We start from the raw sequence: 17621 nt of genomic DNA, 5'->3' as shown, positions 1-17621 counted from the left end.
GTGCCGTGCCCCGGCCGGTCCACGGCACCCGCACGGCCGTACGCCGTCCAGCGTCGCGCGCCGTCCTGTCGGAACGGAGCCGGCCGAGTGACCCGGCCGTCGACGGGATCGCGGGCGGATCAGCCCGTACGCCCCCGCGCGTCGCCGGGGACCACCTGCTTCTCCTCGGCGAAGTGGCACGCCGAGTCGTGCCGCGCCGGTGTGTCCGCGTCCCGGAAGGCCGCCGGGACGGCCAGCAGCGGCACCTCCAGGGCGCACCGCTCGCGCGCCTTCCAGCAGCGGGTGCGGAAGCGGCAGCCGGACGGGATGTCGGTGGGCGAGGGCACGTCGCCGGTCAGCAGGATCCTCTCCCGCTGTTCCCGGGCCTCGGGGTCGGGCACGGGGACGGCCGACAGCAGCGCCTGGGTGTAGGGGTGGGTGGGATGGTCGTAGATCTCGGTGTCCGTGCCGGTCTCGACGATCCGCCCGAGGTACATCACGCCGACCCGGTCGGAGATGTGACGGACGATCGACAGGTCGTGCGCGATGAAGACGTAGGCGAGGCCGAACTCCGCCTGGAGCTTCTCCATCAGGTTGACGACCTGGGCCTGTACGGAGACGTCGAGGGCCGAGACCGGCTCGTCGGCCACGATGACCTCGGGCTGGAGGGCGAGGCCGCGGGCGATGCCGATGCGCTGGCGCTGGCCGCCGGAGAACTGGTGCGGGTAGCGGTTGATGTACTCGGGATTGAGCCCGACCACGTCCAGCAGCTCCTGCACCTTCCGGCGCCGGTCGCCCTTGGGAGCCACCTCCGGGTGGATCTCGTACGGCTCGCCGACGATGTCGCCCACCGTCATCCGGGGGTTGAGCGAGGTGTACGGGTCCTGGAACACCATCTGGATGTTGCGCCGCACCGCCTTCAGCGCCCGGCCGGACAGCCCGGCGATGTCCTCGCCCTTGTACAGGATCCGGCCGGACGTGGGCCGCTCCAGGCTGACGAGCAGTTTGGCGACCGTGGACTTGCCGCAGCCGGACTCGCCGACGATGCCGAGGGTCTCCCCGGGGCGGAGGTCGAACGAGACCCCGTCGACCGCCTTGACGGCGCCGATCTGCTTCCTGAACAGGACGCCGCGCGTGAGCGGGTAGTGCTTGACGAGGTCGCGGACCTCAAGCAGAGGAGGCATCGACCGTCTCCTCCCAGAAGTGGCAGGCGCTGCGCCGGTCCTCCGAGACCCGGTACAGCGGGGGCACGTCGATCCGGCACAGGTCGCGGGCGCGGGGGCAGCGCGGGTGGAAGGGGCAGCCGGGCGGGATGGCGGTCAGGTTGGGCGGGAGGCCCTTGATGGCGTACAGCTCCCGGCCCTTGTGGTCCAGGCGCGGGATGGAGTCGAGGAGCCCCTGGGTGTAGGGGTGGGCGGGGGCCTTGTAGATGTCGTGGACGGGGGCGGTCTCCACGATCCGCCCGGCGTACATCACGGCGATCCGGTCGGCGACGTCGGCGACGACGCCCAGGTCGTGGGTGATGAGGATGAGGCCCATGCCCAGTTCCCGGCGGAGTTCGGCGAGGAGCTCCATGACCTGGGCCTGGACGGTGACGTCGAGGGCGGTGGTGGGTTCGTCGGCGATGATGAGCGCGGGTTCCAGCGCCATCGCCATGGCGATCATGATGCGCTGGCGCATGCCGCCGGAGAACTGGTGCGGGTACTGGCCGACGCGTTCGCGGGCGCCCGGGATGCGGACCCGGTCCATCAGCTCGACGGCCTTGGCGCGGGCGTCCTTCCGGGACATGCCCCGGTGGACGACGAACATCTCGCCGAGCTGGTCGCCGACGGTGAGCACCGGGTTGAGGGACGACAGCGCGTCCTGGAAGATCATCGCCATCTCGGCGCCGCGCACTCCGCGCCGGGCGTCCTCCTTGAGTTTCAGCAGGTCCCGGCCCCGGAAGAGGACCTCGCCGCCGGTGATCCGGCCGGGCGGCGTGTCGAGGATGCCCATGATCGCCTGGGCTGTGACGGACTTGCCGGAACCGGACTCGCCGAGGACGGCGAGCGTCTCGCCCGCGTCCACGGAGTACGTGACGCCGTTGACGGCCTTGGCCACTCCGTCCCGGGTACGGAACTCCACGTACAGGTCGCGCACTTCGAGCAGCATGGTGGCCTACCGCAGCTTGGGGTCGAGGGCGTCGCGCACCGCGTCGCCGAGCATGATGAACGCGAGGACGGTGACGCTCAGGGCGCCGGCGGGCCACAGCAGCATGTGCGGGGCGTTGCGGATCTGCGGGGCGGCGTTGGAGATGTCGATGCCCCAGGAGACGGTGGGCGGCCGCAGCCCGACGCCCAGGAACGACAGGGTGGCCTCCAGCGCGATGTACGTACCGAGGGCGATGGTCGCGACGACGATGACGGGGGCGACGGCGTTGGGCCCCACGTGGCGCAGCAGCATCCGTCCGCTGCCGGCGCCGAGGGCCCGGGCGGCCTGGACGTAGTCGTGCTGTTTGGCGGTGATGACCGAGCCGCGGGCGATGCGGGCGATCTGGGGCCAGCCGAGCAGCACGATGAAGCCGACCACCGGCCAGACGGTGGAGCTGGTGACGACGGACAGGAAGACGAGGCCGCCCAGGACGACGGGGATGCCGAAGAACACGTCGGCGACCCGGGAGAGCAGCGCGTCCCACCAGCCGCCGAAGAAGCCGGCGAGCCCGCCCAGCAGGCTGCCGAGCAGCGCGGCGCCGAGGGTGGCGCAGACGCCGACGGTGATGGAGGCCCGCGCCCCGTGGACGGTGCGGGTGTAGACGTCGCAGCCCTGGGTGTCGTACCCGAAGGGGTGGCCGGGGGCGGAGCCCTGCTGCGACTTGGACAGGTCGCAGCGGAGCGGGTCCGCGCCGGTGAGGATCTGCGGCCAGACGGCGATGAGGACGAGGAAGGCGATGAGCAGCGCGGAGACCAGGAAGACGGGGTTGCGGCGCAGCTGGTGCCAGGCGTCGGACCACAGGCTGCGCGGGCGGCCGGTGCCGCCCCGTTCCAGGGTCTCGGCCTCGCTCATGGCCAGGTCCATGGCGCCGCCCGCGCCGGTCGGGGCGACGGCCTCTCTCGGGTTCTCGTACGGGTCGGGTTCAGGCATAGCGGATCCTCGGGTCCAGGACCGCGTACAGCAGGTCGACGAGCAGGTTGGCCACCAGGAAGACGATCACGAGGATCGTCACGAAGCCGACGACGGTGGGGGCGTTGTTGCGGAGGATGCCCTGGTAGAGCTGGTAGCCGACACCGTGGATGTTGAAGATCCGCTCGGTGACGATGGCGCCGCCCATCAGCGCGCCGATGTCGGCTCCGATGAAGGTGACGACGGGGATGAGGGAGTTGCGCAGGAGGTGGCGGGTGACGACCCGGCGGCGCGGCAGGCCCTTGGCGACGGCGGTGCGGACGTAGTCGGCGCGGACGTTCTCGGCGATGGAGGTGCGACTGAGGCGGGTGACGTAGGCGAGGGAGACGAGGGCGAGGACGACGCCCGGGAGGATCAGCTCGTCGAGGCGGGCGTCGGGGGAGACGGAGGGTCTCACCCAGCCCCATTTGACGCCGAGGAGGAACTGGAGGAGGTAGCCGGAGACGAAGGTGGGGACGGAGATGACGACGAGGGTGAGGACGAGCAGGCCGGTGTCGAGGGGACGGCCGCGCTTGAGGCCGCTGACGACGCCGAGTGTGATGCCGATGACGATCTCGATGACGATGGCGACGATGGTGAGGCGGAGGGTGACGGGGAAGGCGGAGGCCATCAGTTCGGTGACCGGCCGGCCGTTGAACGCGGTGCCGAAGTCGCCTTGGAAGATCGCGCCCATGTAGAGCAGGTACTGCTTCCACAGCGGCTGGTCGAGGTGGAGGTCCGCGCGGATGCGGGCGGCGGTGGCGGGGTCGGGAGCCTTGTCGCCGAAGAGGGCCGCGACCGGGTCGCCGAGCGCGTACACCATGAAGAAGATGAGGAACGTGCTGCCGATGAACACCGGGATCATCTGGAGCAGCCGCCGGATCACATAGCGTCCCATGGGGGCTCCGGTGGTGGAGTTGGCGGGCGTCAGCCGACCTCGATCTGGTCGTAGACGGGAACGCTGAACTGGTTGAGGGTGACGTCGGAGAGCCGCTCGGAGTAGCCGGCGCTGCCGTTCTGGTACCAGAGGGGGATGGCCGGCATCTTCTCGGCGAGGATCTGCTCGGCCGCCTGGAAGTCCTTGACGGCCTGCGCCCGGTCGGCCTCGCGGTTCGCCTTGTCGACGAGGCCGTCGAACTCCTTGTCGCTGAACTTGCCGTAGTTGGAGGACCCGCCGGTGTAGTAGAGCGGCTCCAGGAAGTTCTGGATCAGCGGGTAGTCGGCCTGCCAGCCGGAGCGGAAGGGGCCGCTGAACTTGAACGTGGTCTGCTGGTTACGGAAGTCGGCGAAGGTGCCGATGGGGTTGACGGTGCAGACGGCGCCCCGGCCGAGGGCGTTGTTGACACTGTTGCAGACGGCGTCCATCCAGGCGCGGTGCGAGCCGGTGTCGACGTTCGAGGTCAGCGTCACCTTGCCGCCGGGCAGGCCGCCGCCCTCCTCGATGAGCCGCTTGGCCTCGGCGGGGTCGTACGTGCAGGCGTCGCCGCAGATCTCCTTGTAGCCGCCGTCGCCGCCGAGGGCGGGCGACGTCCAGTCCTTGGCCGGGGTGCGGGTGCCCTGGAAGATCTGCTTGGTGATCTCGTCGCGGTTGATCGCCCTGGACAGGCCCTGGCGGACCTTCTCCGTCCCGGCCTTGTTCCACTCGGGGCGGTAGAGCGGGAAGACCAGCGTCTGGACGATGAGGGCGGGCTGGTTGATGTAGCGGTCGCCGAGGTCGTTCCTGACGTTCTTGAGCTGTTGCGCGGGCACGTCGTCGACGAGGTCGAGGTTCCCGGCGATCAGGTCGGTGTAGGCGGTGTTGTTGTCGGTGTAGACGACGAGGTCCACACCGCCGTTCCGCGCCTTGTCCGCCCCCGTGTAGCCGTCCCACCGGCGCAGCTTCATGCCGCTGCCCCGGGTGTACGACTCGACCGTGTAGGGGCCGTTGCCGATGGGCCTGGCGAGCCAGGCGTCGTGGTCGGTGAAGAACGCCTTCGGCAGCGGGACGAAGGCCTGGTAGCCGAGGGTCTCGGGCCAGGAGGAGAACGTGTCCTTCAGGGCGACGGTGAAGGTGCGGTCGTTCTTGACGACCAGGCCGCGCATGGTCTTCGCCCTGGCGGGTCCGGAGGCGGGGTGGACGTCCTCGTAGCCGACGATGTCGCTGAAGAAGGGCGAGTTGGCCTGCTTGTTGTCGACGTGGGCGCCGTAGTTCCAGGCGTCGGTGAAGGAGGTGGCGGTGACCGGTTCGCCGTTGCTGAACTTCCAGCCGGGCTTGAGGGTGACGGTGAAGTTCCGCGAGTCGGTCGTCTCGATCTTCTCGGCGAGCATGTCGCGGGCCTCGCCGGTCTTCGGGTCGTACCTCTTCAGACCGCGGAAGAGCATGTCGAGGACCTTGCCGCCCTGGACCTCGTTGGTGTTGGCCGGCTCGATCGGGTTCTGGGGGTCACCCCATGAGGAGCTGAGGACCCCGTCGGCACCACCGGCCCCGCTGTCACCGCCGCCGCAGGCGGTCGCCGCGAGGGCGACGGCCGTCGCGCACGCGGCCCACCTGGCGTGCCTGGTGGCTCGGCGCATGGGTGCCTCCCGTGGTCCTCGGTGCGGTCGGGTCGGTACGGCCCAGGCCCACATACCACCGCATAAGGTGCACCGGTGCACGCTGTACCCACCCGTCCGTGCGCCGCACCACCCACATGCGCGAGCCTCGGGCGGCTGACCCCCGCGCACCGGCCACCGGCTGCGAGCGGACCGGACGGGCGGGCGCCCCGGGACGCGGAAGTGCCCCGGCCGTCGACCGGCCGGGGCACTTCCTCCTGCGTACCGTCACGCGCTACGCGGCGTGGACGACGTCCTTCTCCTCGGCGAAGTGGCACGCCGACTCGTGCGCCGCCGGGGTGTCGGAGCCCCGGAAGCGCTCCGGGATCGCCAGCAGCGGCACGTCGGTGGCGCACTTGTCCTGCGCCTTCCAGCACCGGGTGCGGAAGCGACAGCCGGACGGCGGGTTCGCCGGCGAGGGGACGTCACCGGTGAGGATGATCCGCTCCCGGCCCTCGCGGGCCTCGGGGTCGGGCACCGGGACGGCCGACAGCAGCGCCTGGGTGTAGGGGTGCGTCGGGTGGTCGTAGATCTGCGTGTCGGTGCCGATCTCCGCCATCTTGCCCAGGTACATCACACCGACGCGGTCGGAGATGTGCCGGACGATCGACAGGTCGTGCGCGATGAAGAGGTAGGAGAGGTTGAACTCGTCCTGGAGCTTCTCCATCAGGTTGACGACCTGCGCCTGCACCGAGACGTCCAGCGCCGAGACCGGCTCGTCGCAGATGATGATCTCCGGGTTGAGCGCCAGGCCGCGGGCGATGCCGATGCGCTGGCGCTGGCCGCCGGAGAACTGGTGCGGGTAGCGGTTGATGTACTCGGGGTTCAGCCCGACCACGTCCAGCAGCTCCTGCACCTTCCGGCGCCGGTCGCCCTTGGGAGCCACCTCCGGGTGGATCTCGAAGGGCTCGCCGATGATGTCGCCCACCGTCATCCGGGGGTTGAGCGAGGTGTACGGGTCCTGGAACACCATCTGGATGTTGCGGCGGACCGCCTTCAGCGCCCGGCCGGACAGCTTGGTGATGTCCTGGCCCTTGAAGAAGATCTCGCCCGCGGTCGCCGTCTCCAGCATCATCAGCAGCTTGGCGACCGTGGACTTGCCACAGCCGGACTCGCCCACGATGCCGAGCGTCTCGCCCTGGTAGAGGTCGAAGGAGACCCCGTCCACGGCCTTGACCGCACCCACGTGCTTCTTGAACAGGATGCCCTGGGTCAGCGGGAAGTGCTTGACCAGACCCCGCACCTGGAGGATCGGCTCACCGCGCTCCACCGGGGCCTCGATCGCCGCGACCGCGGCGGTCTCGGTGGCCGCGTCGACCGTCTCCACCTCGGTGACGTTCGGGGTCGCGTCCACGGCCTCGTCCTCTTTCCTGAGCTCAGCCATGGATCGTCTCCTTCCAGAAGTGGCACGCGCTGCCGCGGCCGGGCAGCTCTGCGCCGTCCTGCTCCGTCACCGGCACCAGGGGCGGGAGCTCCGTACGGCAGATGTCCTGCGCCTTGGGGCAGCGCGGGTTGAAGGCGCAGCCCGTGGGGATCTTCATCAGGTTGGGCGGCAGGCCCTTGATCGCGTACAGCTCCTGGCCCTTCTGGTCCAGGCGCGGGATGGAGTCGAGCAGGCCACGGGTGTACGGGTGCGCGGGGCGCTTGTACAGGTCGTGGATGGGCGACTGCTCGACGATCCGGCCCGCGTACATCACCGCGATCTTGTCGGCGACGTCGGCGACGACCCCCAGGTCGTGGGTGATGAGGATCAGGCCCATGTTCTCCTCGCGCTGGAGCTCCGCGAGCAGGTCCATGACCTGGGCCTGGACGGTCACGTCGAGCGCGGTGGTCGGCTCGTCCGCGATGATCAGGTCCGGCTCCAGCGCCATCGCCATGGCGATCATGATGCGCTGGCGCATACCGCCGGAGAACTGGTGCGGGTAGTCGTTCACCCGCGCCGCGGCGGCCGGGATCTTCACCCGGTCCATCAGCTCGATCGCCCGGGCCTTGGACTCCTTGCGGGACAGGCCCAGGTGGACCCGGTACATCTCGCCGAGCTGGTAGCCGACGGACAGCACCGGGTTCAGCGAGGACAGCGCGTCCTGGAAGATCATCGCGATACGGCGGCCGCGGATCTTGCGGCGCTCCTCGGCGGACATCTTGAGCATGTCCTCGCCGTGGAACAGGATCTCGCCCTTGGGGATGCGGCCGGGCGGCATGTCGAGGATGCCCATGACGGCCTGGGCGGTGACCGACTTGCCGGAGCCCGACTCGCCGAGGACGGCGAGGGTCTCGCCGGCTTCGACGCTGTAGCTCACGCCGTTGATCGCCTTGGCGACGCCGTCCCGGGTGTGGAACTCGACGTGCAGGTCGCGCACTTCGAGGAGCGGAGCGCTCGTGGCGCTCGTCTTCTTGTCGATGGTGGTCAACGTACGCCCTCCTAGCGCAGCTTGGGGTCGAGGGCGTCGCGGACCGCTTCGCCGAGCATGATGAACGCCAGGACCGTGATGCTCAGGAACAGCGACGGGAAGAGCACCATGTGCGGGGCGCTCAGGAAGCGGTCCTGGCCATCACTGATCATGAGGCCCCAGGAAATGTTCGGGGACTGGACACCGATGCCGAGGTACGAGAACGCCGCCTCGGCCGAGATGTAGACGCCGAGGTTGATGGTGCTGACCACGATCACCGGGGCGAGCGCGTTCGGCAGGATGTGCCGCATCGCGATGCGCCAGCCACCGGCGCCGAGCGCGCGGGCGGCCATCACGTAGTCGTTCTGCTTGTTGGTGATCACCGAGCCGCGCATGATGCGGAACAGCTGCGGCCAGCCGAGCACCGCCATGATCAGCGAGACCGTGACGACGTTGCCGGTGCCGAGCATGGCCAGCACGAGCAGACCGCCGAGCATGGTCGGGATGGCGAACCAGATCTCGGTGAAGCGCGAGACGAGGACGTCCAGCCAGCCGCCGCGCAGACCGGCGACCATGCCGAGGACGCAGCCGACCAGAGTGGTCAGGACGGAGGTCAGCACGCCGACGATGATCGAGTTGCGGGTGCCGTAGATCGTCCGCGTGTAGATGTCGCAGCCCTGGACGTCGAAGCCGAACCAGTGCGAGCCGCTGGGCGGGACGACCGAGTTCGCGAGGTCGCAGAAACCCTTGGCATACGGGTCGCCGCTGGTGAACAGCCCCGGGAAGGCGGCGATGACCAGCAGGGCCAGGATCAGCACGGCGGAGACCAGGAACACCCAGTTGCGCATCAGGTCGCGCCGGGCGTCGCTCCACATGCTGGCGACCCGCTCGGGCTTGTCCTTCTTCGTGCCCTTGACGGCGCTGCCGGCCGCGGTGGCGACCGGGACCGCGCTCTCCTCGACGGTGGTGGAGGTGTTCTCAGGCATAGCGGATCCTCGGGTCGAGCACGGCGTAGAGCAGGTCCACGATCAGGTTGGCGGCGATGTAGACGAGGACGAGCACGGTGACGATGCTGACGACGGTCGTGCCCTGGCGCAGGTACACGGCCTGGTAGAGCGTGCCGCCGATGCCGGGGATGTTGAAGATGCGCTCGGTGATGATCGCTCCGCCCATCAGGGCGCCGAGGTCGACACCGAGGAACGTGACGATCGGGATCATGGCGTTGCGCAGGGCGTGCCGCACGATGACCCGCGTCCGGCTCAGGCCCTTGGCGGTGGCGGTGCGCACGTAGTCGGCGCGCATGGTCTCCATCATGCTCGTGCGCGTCAGCCGCGTGATGTACGCGAGCGACGCGGAGGCGAGCACCACCGCGGGGAGGATGAGGGTGGTCATGTCCTCGGAGTCGTAACTGATGGGCGCCACAGCCCATTTGACGCCGAGCACCAGCTGGAGCACGTTGCCCATGACGAAGACCGGGACGGAGACCAGGAGAAGGGTCGACAGCAGCACCACGTTGTCGAGGAACTTGCCTCGGCCGAGCGCGGAGAAGACACCCGCGACGATACCGACGACCGCCTCGACGGCGAACGCGATGGTGGCCAGGTTGAGGGTGACCGGGAAGGTCTCGCTCATGATCTCGGCCACCGGCCGGCCGGTGAAGTCGGTGCCGAAATCGCCCGTCAGCACGCCCGAGATGTAGTACCAGTACCGCTGGTAGAGCGGGTCATTGAGGTGGTACTGCTCCCGCAGGATGGCGGTGATGTTGGGGTCTGCCTTCTTCTCCCCGGCCAGCGCCTGGATGGGGTCGCCGGGCAGCAGGAAGACGAGGCAGTAGATAAGAATTGTCGCGCCGAGCAGTACGGGTATCGCCTGCAGAAGACGCCTGATCACATAACGACCCATCAGGTCTCCAGTTGTACGGATACCGGGAGCGGGCACACCAGTGGGCCCCGGCCCGGGTGAGGGGTAATCGACAACGAGACGGCAGAAGGGGGGTGACGGGGCAGAACCCCGTCACCCCCACTGCTGTCAGGATCTCCCTGGGGAGATCCTTCGCACCGTCAGGCGGGGTTGACCGTGGTCCAGTCGATCTGGGTCATGTTGTCGATCCGCACGCCCGGCTTGAGGTTCTTGCTGAGGCCGGCGTTCAGCTTGTAGAAGTACACCGGGATGTACGGCATGTCCTTCAGGATGAGGTCGTCGGCCTGCTGGTAGGCCTTGATCGCGGCATCCTCGGTGGTCGCCGTGTCACCCTGGTCGAGGAGCTTCTCGACCTGCGGGTTGACGTAGCCCGAGTAGTTCGAGCCGTGCTCGATGGCGTCCTGGGAGAAGACGGGGCGCAGGTAGTTCTCCGGGTGCGGGTAGTCCATGGACCACGCCAGGCGGAACGCGCCGCTGTACTTCTTGTCACCGAGGTCGTTCAGGATGGTCTGGAACTGCTCGAACGGCTTGACGGTGACGTCGACGCCGAGGTTCTTCTCGAGCTGCGCGGCGACGGCCTCGATCCAGTCCTTGTGGCCGCCGTCGGCGTTGTAGCCGAGCTCCATCTTGTTGCCCGGCAGACCGCCCGCGGCGTCGAACGCCTTCTTGGCCGCGGCCGGGTCGAAGGTGCAGGGCGCGCCACAGGCGCCGCTGCGGTAGCCCGGGACGAGCGGGTTGATGAAGTCGTCCGCCGGCGTACGGGTGTTGACGAAGATCTTCTCGGTGATCGACTTGCGGTCGATCGCCTGGGAGATGGCCTTGCGGATCTCCGGCTTCGCGTAGACCTTGTTGTACTTGATCGGGAAGCCGATGTAGCCGACGCCGGAGTCGGTGCCCTGGATGTAGCGGTCGCCGAGGTCCTTGGCGGCGGTGGTCATCGCGGACAGCGGAACGGTGTCCATGATGTCGACGCGGCCGCCGAGCAGGTCACGGTAGGCCGTGTCCTGGTTGTTGTAGATCTTGAACGTCACGCCGGGGATCTTGATCTGACCCGCGTCGGGGTGCTTGTCGTACTTGACGGTCTTGATCTGCTGGTTGCGGACGAACTTGCCGTCCATCTTGAACATGCCGTTGCCGATGGGCGCGGTCTCGAAGCCCTTCGGGTCCTTGAAGAAGGCCTTCGGCAGCGGGTAGAACGCGTTGAAGCCCAGCATGGTCTTGAAGGCGCTGAACGGAGCCGTGAGCGTGACCTCGAGGGTCTTCTCGTCGACGACCTTCAGGCCCTTCATCTTGTCGGTCGCGGGCTTCTTGCCCTCGCCCGGGTTCAGGTCGGCGTAGCCCTCGATCTTGTTGTAGAGGGGGTTCGTCTCCTGGGTGTTGTCCTGGTTGGCGCCGTAGTTCCAGGCGTCCGCGAAGGACTGCGCGGTGACGGCCTCACCGTTGTGGAAGGTGTAGCCGTCCTTCAGCTTGATCGTCCAGACCTTGCTGTCCTTGGTCTCGATCGACGCGGCCATGTCGAGCTGGGTCTCGTTCTTCTCGTCGTACCGCACGAGGCCGGTGAACAGGGCGTTCATGACCTCCGAGCCCTCGGACTCGTACGTGTTCGACGGGATCAGACCGTTCTGGGGCTCTCCGAGCTCCATCACGACCTGCTTGGCACCGTTGGCCTTGGTGTCGCTACCGCCACCGCCACAGGCCGTGGCTGCCAGGGCGACGACTATCGCGCCCGCGACCCACTTGGCGCTCTTGGCACCGCGCATGGGTTCCTCCTCATGAGTCCACTTGTCACTACAAGAGGGGCACTTCGAGGTGGTACGCCGACACCCCTGACGGCGATGACCCAAGTGCCCCGAGTGTGCTCGTGAGTCGGCGCTCCCCACAGCGCGTGACCCATTGACCCGAGCTCAATGGAGCCAACTATTAAGTACGTCCGGGCGGTAAACCACACTTAAAGGGTCTCGTTTTGGCAACATCACCAAGGGCCCGAAGACCGAAATCCGGACAAAGCGAGCACAGACAGACACCCGCGAAACGGACCGTTAACACATGTTCCGGAGAGCGACGGTCGATATGCGGACGCTTCGTCGGGGAAAACACGTTGACGCGCCGTCGGCCGGCGCCACCGGGGTGCGGCCGGTACGGGGGCGTCCGCCCGCTCTGGTATGGGCCGGTGGTGCCCCTGCCCGCCCGGCGCGGTGACAGCGAAAACTCCCCGCCCCGGAAGGGGATCAGCCCTTCCGGAACGGGGAGTTGACGGCTCATGGGCCGCTCAGGGGCGCTGCCGGACCTCCGGGGCCCGGCGGGAGCCCGGATCAGCCGTTCTTGGCCCGCGAGGCGGCACGGGCGCGCTCGCGCTGGTCCAGCTTCACCTTGCGGATGCGAACGGCCTCCGGGGTGACCTCGACGCACTCGTCGTCGCGGCAGAACTCCAGCGACTGCTCCAGCGAGAGCTTGCGCGGCGGGACGATCGCCTCGAACGAGTCGGCCGAGGACGACCGCATGTTCGTGAGCTTCTTCTCCTTGGTGATGTTGACGTCCATGTCGTCGGAGCGGGAGTTCTCGCCGACGATCATGCCCTCGTACACCTCGGTGCCCGGCTCCACGAAGAGGACGCCGCGCTCCTGGAGGTTGGTCATCGCGAAGGCGGTGACCGCGCCGGAGCGGTCGGCGACGAGCGAACCGTTGTTGCGGGTCGTCAGCGTGCCGAACCACGGCTCGTGGCCCTCGTGGATGGAGTGGGCGATGCCCGTGCCGCGCGTCTGCGTCAGGAACTCGGTACGGAAGCCGATGAGGCCGCGCGACGGCACGACGAACTCCATGCGCACCCAGCCGGAGCCGTGGTTGGACATGTTGTCCATGCGGCCCTTGCGGACGCCCATGAGCTGCGTGACGGCGCCCATGTGCTCCTCGGGCACGTCGATGGTCATGCGCTCGACCGGCTCGTGGACCTTGCCGTCGATCTCCTTGGTGACCACCTGCGGCTTGCCGATGGTCAGCTCGAAGCCCTCGCGGCGCATCTGCTCGACCAGGATGGCCAGCGCCAGCTCACCGCGGCCCTGCACCTCCCAGGCGTCGGGGCGCTCGGTGTCCAGGACACGCAGCGAGACGTTGCCGACCAGCTCGCGGTCCAGGCGGTCCTTCACCTGGCGGGCGGTGACCTTGCGGTCCTTGACGGCCGCCTTGTTGTCCGCGCCCTTGCCGGTGGCGCCACGGCCGACCAGCGGCGAGGTGTTCGTGCCGATGACCATCGAGATCGCCGGCTCGTCGACCGTGATCAGCGGCAGCGCGATCGGGTTCTCCGGATCGGCCAGCGTCTCGCCGATCATGATGTCCGGGATACCGGCGACGGCGCAGATGTCACCGGGGCCCGCCACCTCGGCCGGCTTGCGGGTGAGCGCCTCCGTCATCATCAGCTCGCTGATGCGTACGTTGGCGACGGTGCCGTCCCGCTTGATCCACGCGACCGTCTGGCCCTTGCGCAGCTCGCCCTGCTCGACGCGGACCAGCGCGATACGGCCGAGGAAGTTGTCGGCGTCCAGGTTGGTGACGTGGGCCTGGAGCGGGGCCTCCTCGTCGTACACCGGGGCCGGGATGTGCTCCAGGATGGTGGAGAAGAACGGCTCCAGGCTGGAGGAGTCGGCCGGGACCGTGCCGTCCTCCGGCTTGGTCAGCGACGCGATGCCGTCGCGGCCGCAGGCGTAGACGATCGGGAACTCGATCTGCTCCTCGTCCGCGTCCAGGTCCAGGAAGAGGTCGTAGGTCTCGTTGACGACCTCGTCGATCCGGGAGTCCGGGCGGTCCGTCTTGTTGATGCAGAGGATCACCGGCATCCGGCGCTGCAGCGCCTTGCGGAGCACGAAGCGGGTCTGCGGCAGCGGACCCTCGGAGGCGTCCACCAACAGCACCACGCCGTCCACCATCGACAGGCCGCGCTCGACCTCACCGCCGAAGTCGGCGTGGCCGGGAGTGTCGATGATGTTGATGGTGATCGGGGCCCCGCCGTCCTTGGGGTGGTACTTCACCGCCGTGTTCTTGGCGAGGATCGTGATGCCCTTCTCACGCTCCAGGTCGTTCGAGTCCATCATGCGGTCGTCGACCGAGTCGAGCTGGTGGGCGGCGAAGGCGCCGGCCTGCTTGAGCATGGCGTCGACGATGGTCGTCTTGCCGTGGTCTACGTGGGCGACGATGGCTACGTTACGGATGTCGTGGCGCGTGGGCATGAGTGGCTGGCGCTTCTCTCGGATCGTGGGTGCGGCGTCTCTTTGTTCCTCGTACGCCCGCCGGGCGGACGCGCCACGGCTGTGTCCATGGTACGGGGCCGAGGCGCACAAGGCGTCCCGGCCCATCCGGAGAAGATCGAACAGGTGTGTGGCGGGGTGGTGCGGAGGCGCGTACGGGGGCGGGTACGGGCCCGTACGCCGGTGCTGCGGTGCGCTCGGGGTGATGCGTGAGTGTGGCCCGGGTCATGGTCCGCAACGGAGCTTGCCCGCCGGTGACACCGGCGGGCAAGGGACTTGAGGGGATTCTGAGGTTGGTCGTGCTCGTGGGCCCTCCGCTGCCCTACTTCCGTCCTACTTCCGTCCGAAGCCGATGTTCTCGTAGCGCGGGGTGGCGAACCCGAACGCCCCGGCGTTGAGCACCGTCGGCCTGGCCGCCACGAGCTGCGGACGCTGGTAGAGAGGGATGGAGCCGGCGGCGGCCCAGATCCGGGCGTCGGCCTGCTTCACCAGGTCGCGGGCGGCGTTCTCGTCCAGTTCGGCGGCCGCCTGGTCGAAGAGCTGGTCGATGTGGTCCGTACCCACCCGGGTGTAGTTCTGCTCCACCAGCAGCGAGCCGTCGGCGGCGGGCTGGGGCTTGGCGAAGATGGGCCGTCCGTCGGTGGCCGGGTACGCGGTGCCGGGCCAGGAGTACAGGGCCAGGTCGTAGTCGCCGGAGGCGATGTGGTCCTTGAAGTAGCTGTCGTCGGGGACCTTGACGATCTCGGTGCCGATGCCGACCCGGCCCAGCATCGCGGAGATCCGGTCGCCCACGGTGCGCAGCGACTCGGAGTCGGCGCCGGCCGGCAGGACGAAGCGGAGCGTGAGCGACTCGCCGTCCTTGCCGAGCGGGCCCGCCGCCGCGCCGGCCGCCGGAGCGGGAGCCGCGGTGCCCCGCGGGGCGTAGGCGCCGGGAGCGCCGCCGCCCTGGGCCTTGGGCGCGCCGGCCGCGCCCTTGTCGGTGTCCCCGAGGACCGCCGGCCGGGACTCCGCCCGCGCCTCGGCCGGGGCGGTGCCGTCGGCCCGCGCCTGGCGCTCGGCCTGGCGGTGCAGGGCGACGCCCTGGACGGCCGCGCCTGGGGCGGGGGCCAGGACGTGCGTGCCCTCCGGACCGTCGTTGCCGCCGATGGCGGGCTTGTCGCCGCTGAGCCCGGGCTTGTCGTCGCCGACGATGTACAGGCCCTCGTCGGACGGGACGTCGCCCTCTCCGCCGTTCTTGCCACCCGTGACGGGCCGGTGCGCGGCCGGCGAGGCCTCGGAGCCCGCCTTGGTGCCGTCCTTCGGGGCGGCAGGCTTGCGGGCCCCGCCCCGCGTCCAGCCCGCGTCGGCCAGCAGTTCCCGGGCCTCCTCGGTGTCCTGGCCGCCGAGGGCGCCGCTGCTGTCGGCGTACGCCTGCTGCCCGGCGAGCGCGAGGTGGCTGCCGACCGGGTGGGCGGGCAGTCCGAGCGGCTTCAGGACCGCCTCCGCCAGTGCCCGGCGGTCCAGGGCGCGGGCCACCGCCCGGCGGACCCGCTCGTCGGAGAGCGGGCCGCTCTCGCCGTTCAGGGCCAGCTGGGTGTACGCGGGCTCCAGGGACTTGCGGACGACGTAGCCGCGCAGCGCCTTCTGCTCGGCCGCGTACGCCGCGAGCACCTGCGGGTTGCGCGGGGCCGCCGCCTCGGAGGGCCGGGCCTTCACGGCACCGGCGCCGGGCGCGGGCGGCGCGGGCTTGCCGTGGGCGGCGTCGCCGGCGCCCTTCGCCGCCCGGGTGATGCGGCTCGCCGTGGTGGGGTCGACCTCGGCGAGGTCGAGGGTGTTGGCGGCGAGCGCGGCGGCGCGGGCGGCGCGCGGGACGGCGCGGAGCTCGATCGTGTCGAGCTTGGCCGGCTGCCCCCACCAGCGGGGGTTTCGCTCGAGCGTCGCCGTGCCGGTGCGGGCGTCGAGGCCCTTGAGCCGGAAGGGCCCGGCCGACGACGCCAGCCGCGTACGGGCACCGTCGTTGAAGGCGGCCGGGGTCCCCATGACGCCCTTGGGGTAGAGCGGCGAGAACAGGGCGCGCCAGTCGGTGTACGGCTTGTTGAAGGTGACCCGGACCTCCAGGTCCCCGGCGCCGCGCTCGATCTTCTCGATGCGCTCGTACCCGGCGTTGCGGGCGGTCCAGTAGGCGGAGTTCTTGCCGCTGAGGGCGCGCCACTGGGCGACGAAGTCGGGGGCGCCGATCTCGCGGCCGTCGCTCCACACCGCCTGCTGGTTGAGCTTGTAGAGGACGACCTGCTTGGGCTCGCGCTCGACGATCTCGGCGGATTCCAGGTAGTCGGCGTTGCGCTGGGGGCGCCCGCGGTCGTCGAGGGTGAAGAGGGTGGGCAGGACGGCCTGGGCGATGCGGGCGGTGGTGGCGTCGGCGTCCGCCTGGAAGGTGTTGAGGGTGGTGGGCATCGTGTCGACGGCCCAGCGCAGCGTCCCGCCGTCGGCGACCTCGGCGCGGGCGGCGGGGGCGACGTCCTGCGGGACGGCCTTGGCGTCGATCTTCTCCTCGGGAGAGCTGCAGCCGCTCAGCACGGAGACGGCGAGTACGCCGGTGGTGAGGAGGACGGCGGACCGGAGTCTGCGGGTGCGGAGACCCCGGGAGCATGTCCTCCCCCGAGGGGTGCCGACGTGGGACATGGCTTGTACCTCTTCGTCCTGTTTTGTGGAATTTAGAGATGATCACACCTATTGCTCATACACTGAAAACGACCCACGGGGCCCCGCGGCGGCGACACGGCGGCACGGCGAACGAACACCACCCGTGCGGCCCAAGGTCCGGATGAGTGCAATCCGTGCACATGACTTCACAATGAGGGATGTGACGCGCGACACTCTCAGGCGCGTGTTTGCCACCCGCTATCGCGGAAGTGAGGGCAATTCATGTCACTCGAAGACGATCTGACCGAGGTCAAACGCCGCCTCGAAGAGCTGGCCCGCTCGGTCATCCAGCTGGAACGCAACCTCGTCCGGCAGCGCGAGGGGAAACCCGTCCCCATGGCGGCCGGCCGGCCCGACGGGCTGGTCACCATCTCGGACACCCCGTACGACAGCGCCCTGTGGACCGATCTGGACGACGAGGGCCTGGGCGCGCGGGACCGCCGCGCACCCTGACCGGCACGGGCCTGCGGGCCGTGCCCCAGGCGGCGTCCGGCGGCCCCGCCGGGCGGGCCCTGGCGGATGCGGGCGGAGGGCCGGGCGGACGCTCAGGGGCCGGGCCCACCGGTCCCGGTCCGCCGCGCGGCCGGGACCCCACAGGCGCCGGGCGGGGCCTTCCCGGAGGTGCCGCCCGCGGGCGCCTCCCGCGTCCACCGGCCCGTGCGCCCGCCCCGCACCCGCCCGCACCCCGCACCCCGCGCCGCGG

At 69.6% G+C, this 17621-nt stretch carries 13 protein-coding genes; 1 reads left to right on the top strand and 12 read right to left on the bottom strand.

Going from position 1 to position 17621, the window contains the following annotated elements; genetic code table 11:
* Positions 1-119: 119 nt before the first annotated feature.
* The 12 genes from AC07DW_RS26425 to AC07DW_RS26370 form a co-directional block, all read right to left on the bottom strand.
* The gene (locus AC07DW_RS26425; protein ID WP_478860185.1) at positions 120-1163 is read right to left on the bottom strand and encodes an ABC transporter ATP-binding protein; all 1044 of its coding nucleotides are present in this window, start codon (positions 1161-1163) and stop codon (positions 120-122) included.
* On the bottom strand, positions 1147-2130 hold the full coding sequence (locus AC07DW_RS26420) for an ABC transporter ATP-binding protein (RefSeq protein ID WP_478860184.1): 984 nt from the start codon (positions 2128-2130) through the stop codon (positions 1147-1149). The genes AC07DW_RS26425 and AC07DW_RS26420 overlap by 17 nt, the downstream gene beginning before the upstream one ends.
* Positions 2131-2136: 6 nt before the next feature.
* Positions 2137-3099: an ABC transporter permease gene (locus AC07DW_RS26415; RefSeq protein WP_478860183.1), complete on the bottom strand. Its 963-nt coding sequence runs from the start codon at positions 3097-3099 to the stop codon at positions 2137-2139.
* Positions 3092-4015 carry an ABC transporter permease gene (locus tag AC07DW_RS26410; RefSeq protein WP_478860182.1) on the bottom strand — a complete coding sequence of 308 codons (924 nt, stop codon included), beginning with the start codon at positions 4013-4015 and terminating at the stop codon, positions 3092-3094. Before AC07DW_RS26410 ends, AC07DW_RS26415 begins: the two co-directional genes overlap by 8 nt.
* Positions 4016-4044: 29 nt before the next feature.
* Positions 4045-5670: a peptide ABC transporter substrate-binding protein gene (locus AC07DW_RS26405; RefSeq protein ID WP_478860181.1), complete on the bottom strand. Its 1626-nt coding sequence runs from the start codon at positions 5668-5670 to the stop codon at positions 4045-4047.
* Positions 5671-5923: 253 nt separating this feature from the next.
* Positions 5924-7072: an ABC transporter ATP-binding protein gene (locus tag AC07DW_RS26400; RefSeq protein WP_478860180.1), complete on the bottom strand. Its 1149-nt coding sequence runs from the start codon at positions 7070-7072 to the stop codon at positions 5924-5926.
* Positions 7065-8099 (bottom strand): ABC transporter ATP-binding protein, encoded by a 1035-nt coding sequence (locus AC07DW_RS26395; RefSeq protein ID WP_478860179.1) that lies wholly within the window; start codon positions 8097-8099, stop codon positions 7065-7067. Before AC07DW_RS26395 ends, AC07DW_RS26400 begins: the two co-directional genes overlap by 8 nt.
* An 11-nt stretch (positions 8100-8110) precedes the next feature.
* Complete coding sequence (locus AC07DW_RS26390; protein ID WP_478860178.1) at positions 8111-9064, bottom strand: ABC transporter permease; 954 nt, start codon at positions 9062-9064, stop codon at positions 8111-8113.
* On the bottom strand, positions 9057-9980 hold the full coding sequence (locus tag AC07DW_RS26385) for an ABC transporter permease (RefSeq protein ID WP_478860177.1): 924 nt from the start codon (positions 9978-9980) through the stop codon (positions 9057-9059). Before AC07DW_RS26385 ends, AC07DW_RS26390 begins: the two co-directional genes overlap by 8 nt.
* A 158-nt stretch (positions 9981-10138) precedes the next feature.
* The gene (locus AC07DW_RS26380; RefSeq protein WP_478860176.1) at positions 10139-11758 is read right to left on the bottom strand and encodes a peptide ABC transporter substrate-binding protein; all 1620 of its coding nucleotides are present in this window, start codon (positions 11756-11758) and stop codon (positions 10139-10141) included.
* 552 nt (positions 11759-12310) lie between these two features.
* Positions 12311-14218 (bottom strand): translational GTPase TypA, encoded by a 1908-nt coding sequence (gene typA / locus AC07DW_RS26375; protein WP_478860175.1) that lies wholly within the window; start codon positions 14216-14218, stop codon positions 12311-12313.
* Positions 14219-14569: 351 nt separating this feature from the next.
* Entirely contained in the window at positions 14570-16897 is a 2328-nt protein-coding gene (locus AC07DW_RS26370; protein WP_478860174.1) for an ABC transporter family substrate-binding protein, read from the bottom strand.
* Positions 16898-17140: 243 nt separating this feature from the next.
* Between AC07DW_RS26370 and AC07DW_RS26365 the strand changes: the two genes are divergently transcribed.
* Positions 17141-17371, top strand: a complete 231-nt coding sequence (locus AC07DW_RS26365; protein WP_478860173.1) for a hypothetical protein — start codon at positions 17141-17143, stop codon at positions 17369-17371.
* Positions 17372-17621 lie beyond the last annotated feature (250 nt).

This window comes from Streptomyces sp. NPDC045701 (assembly GCF_056432045.1).
Note: the sequence above shows the minus strand (reverse complement) of the source record. Positions and strands in the feature narration are given on the sequence as shown.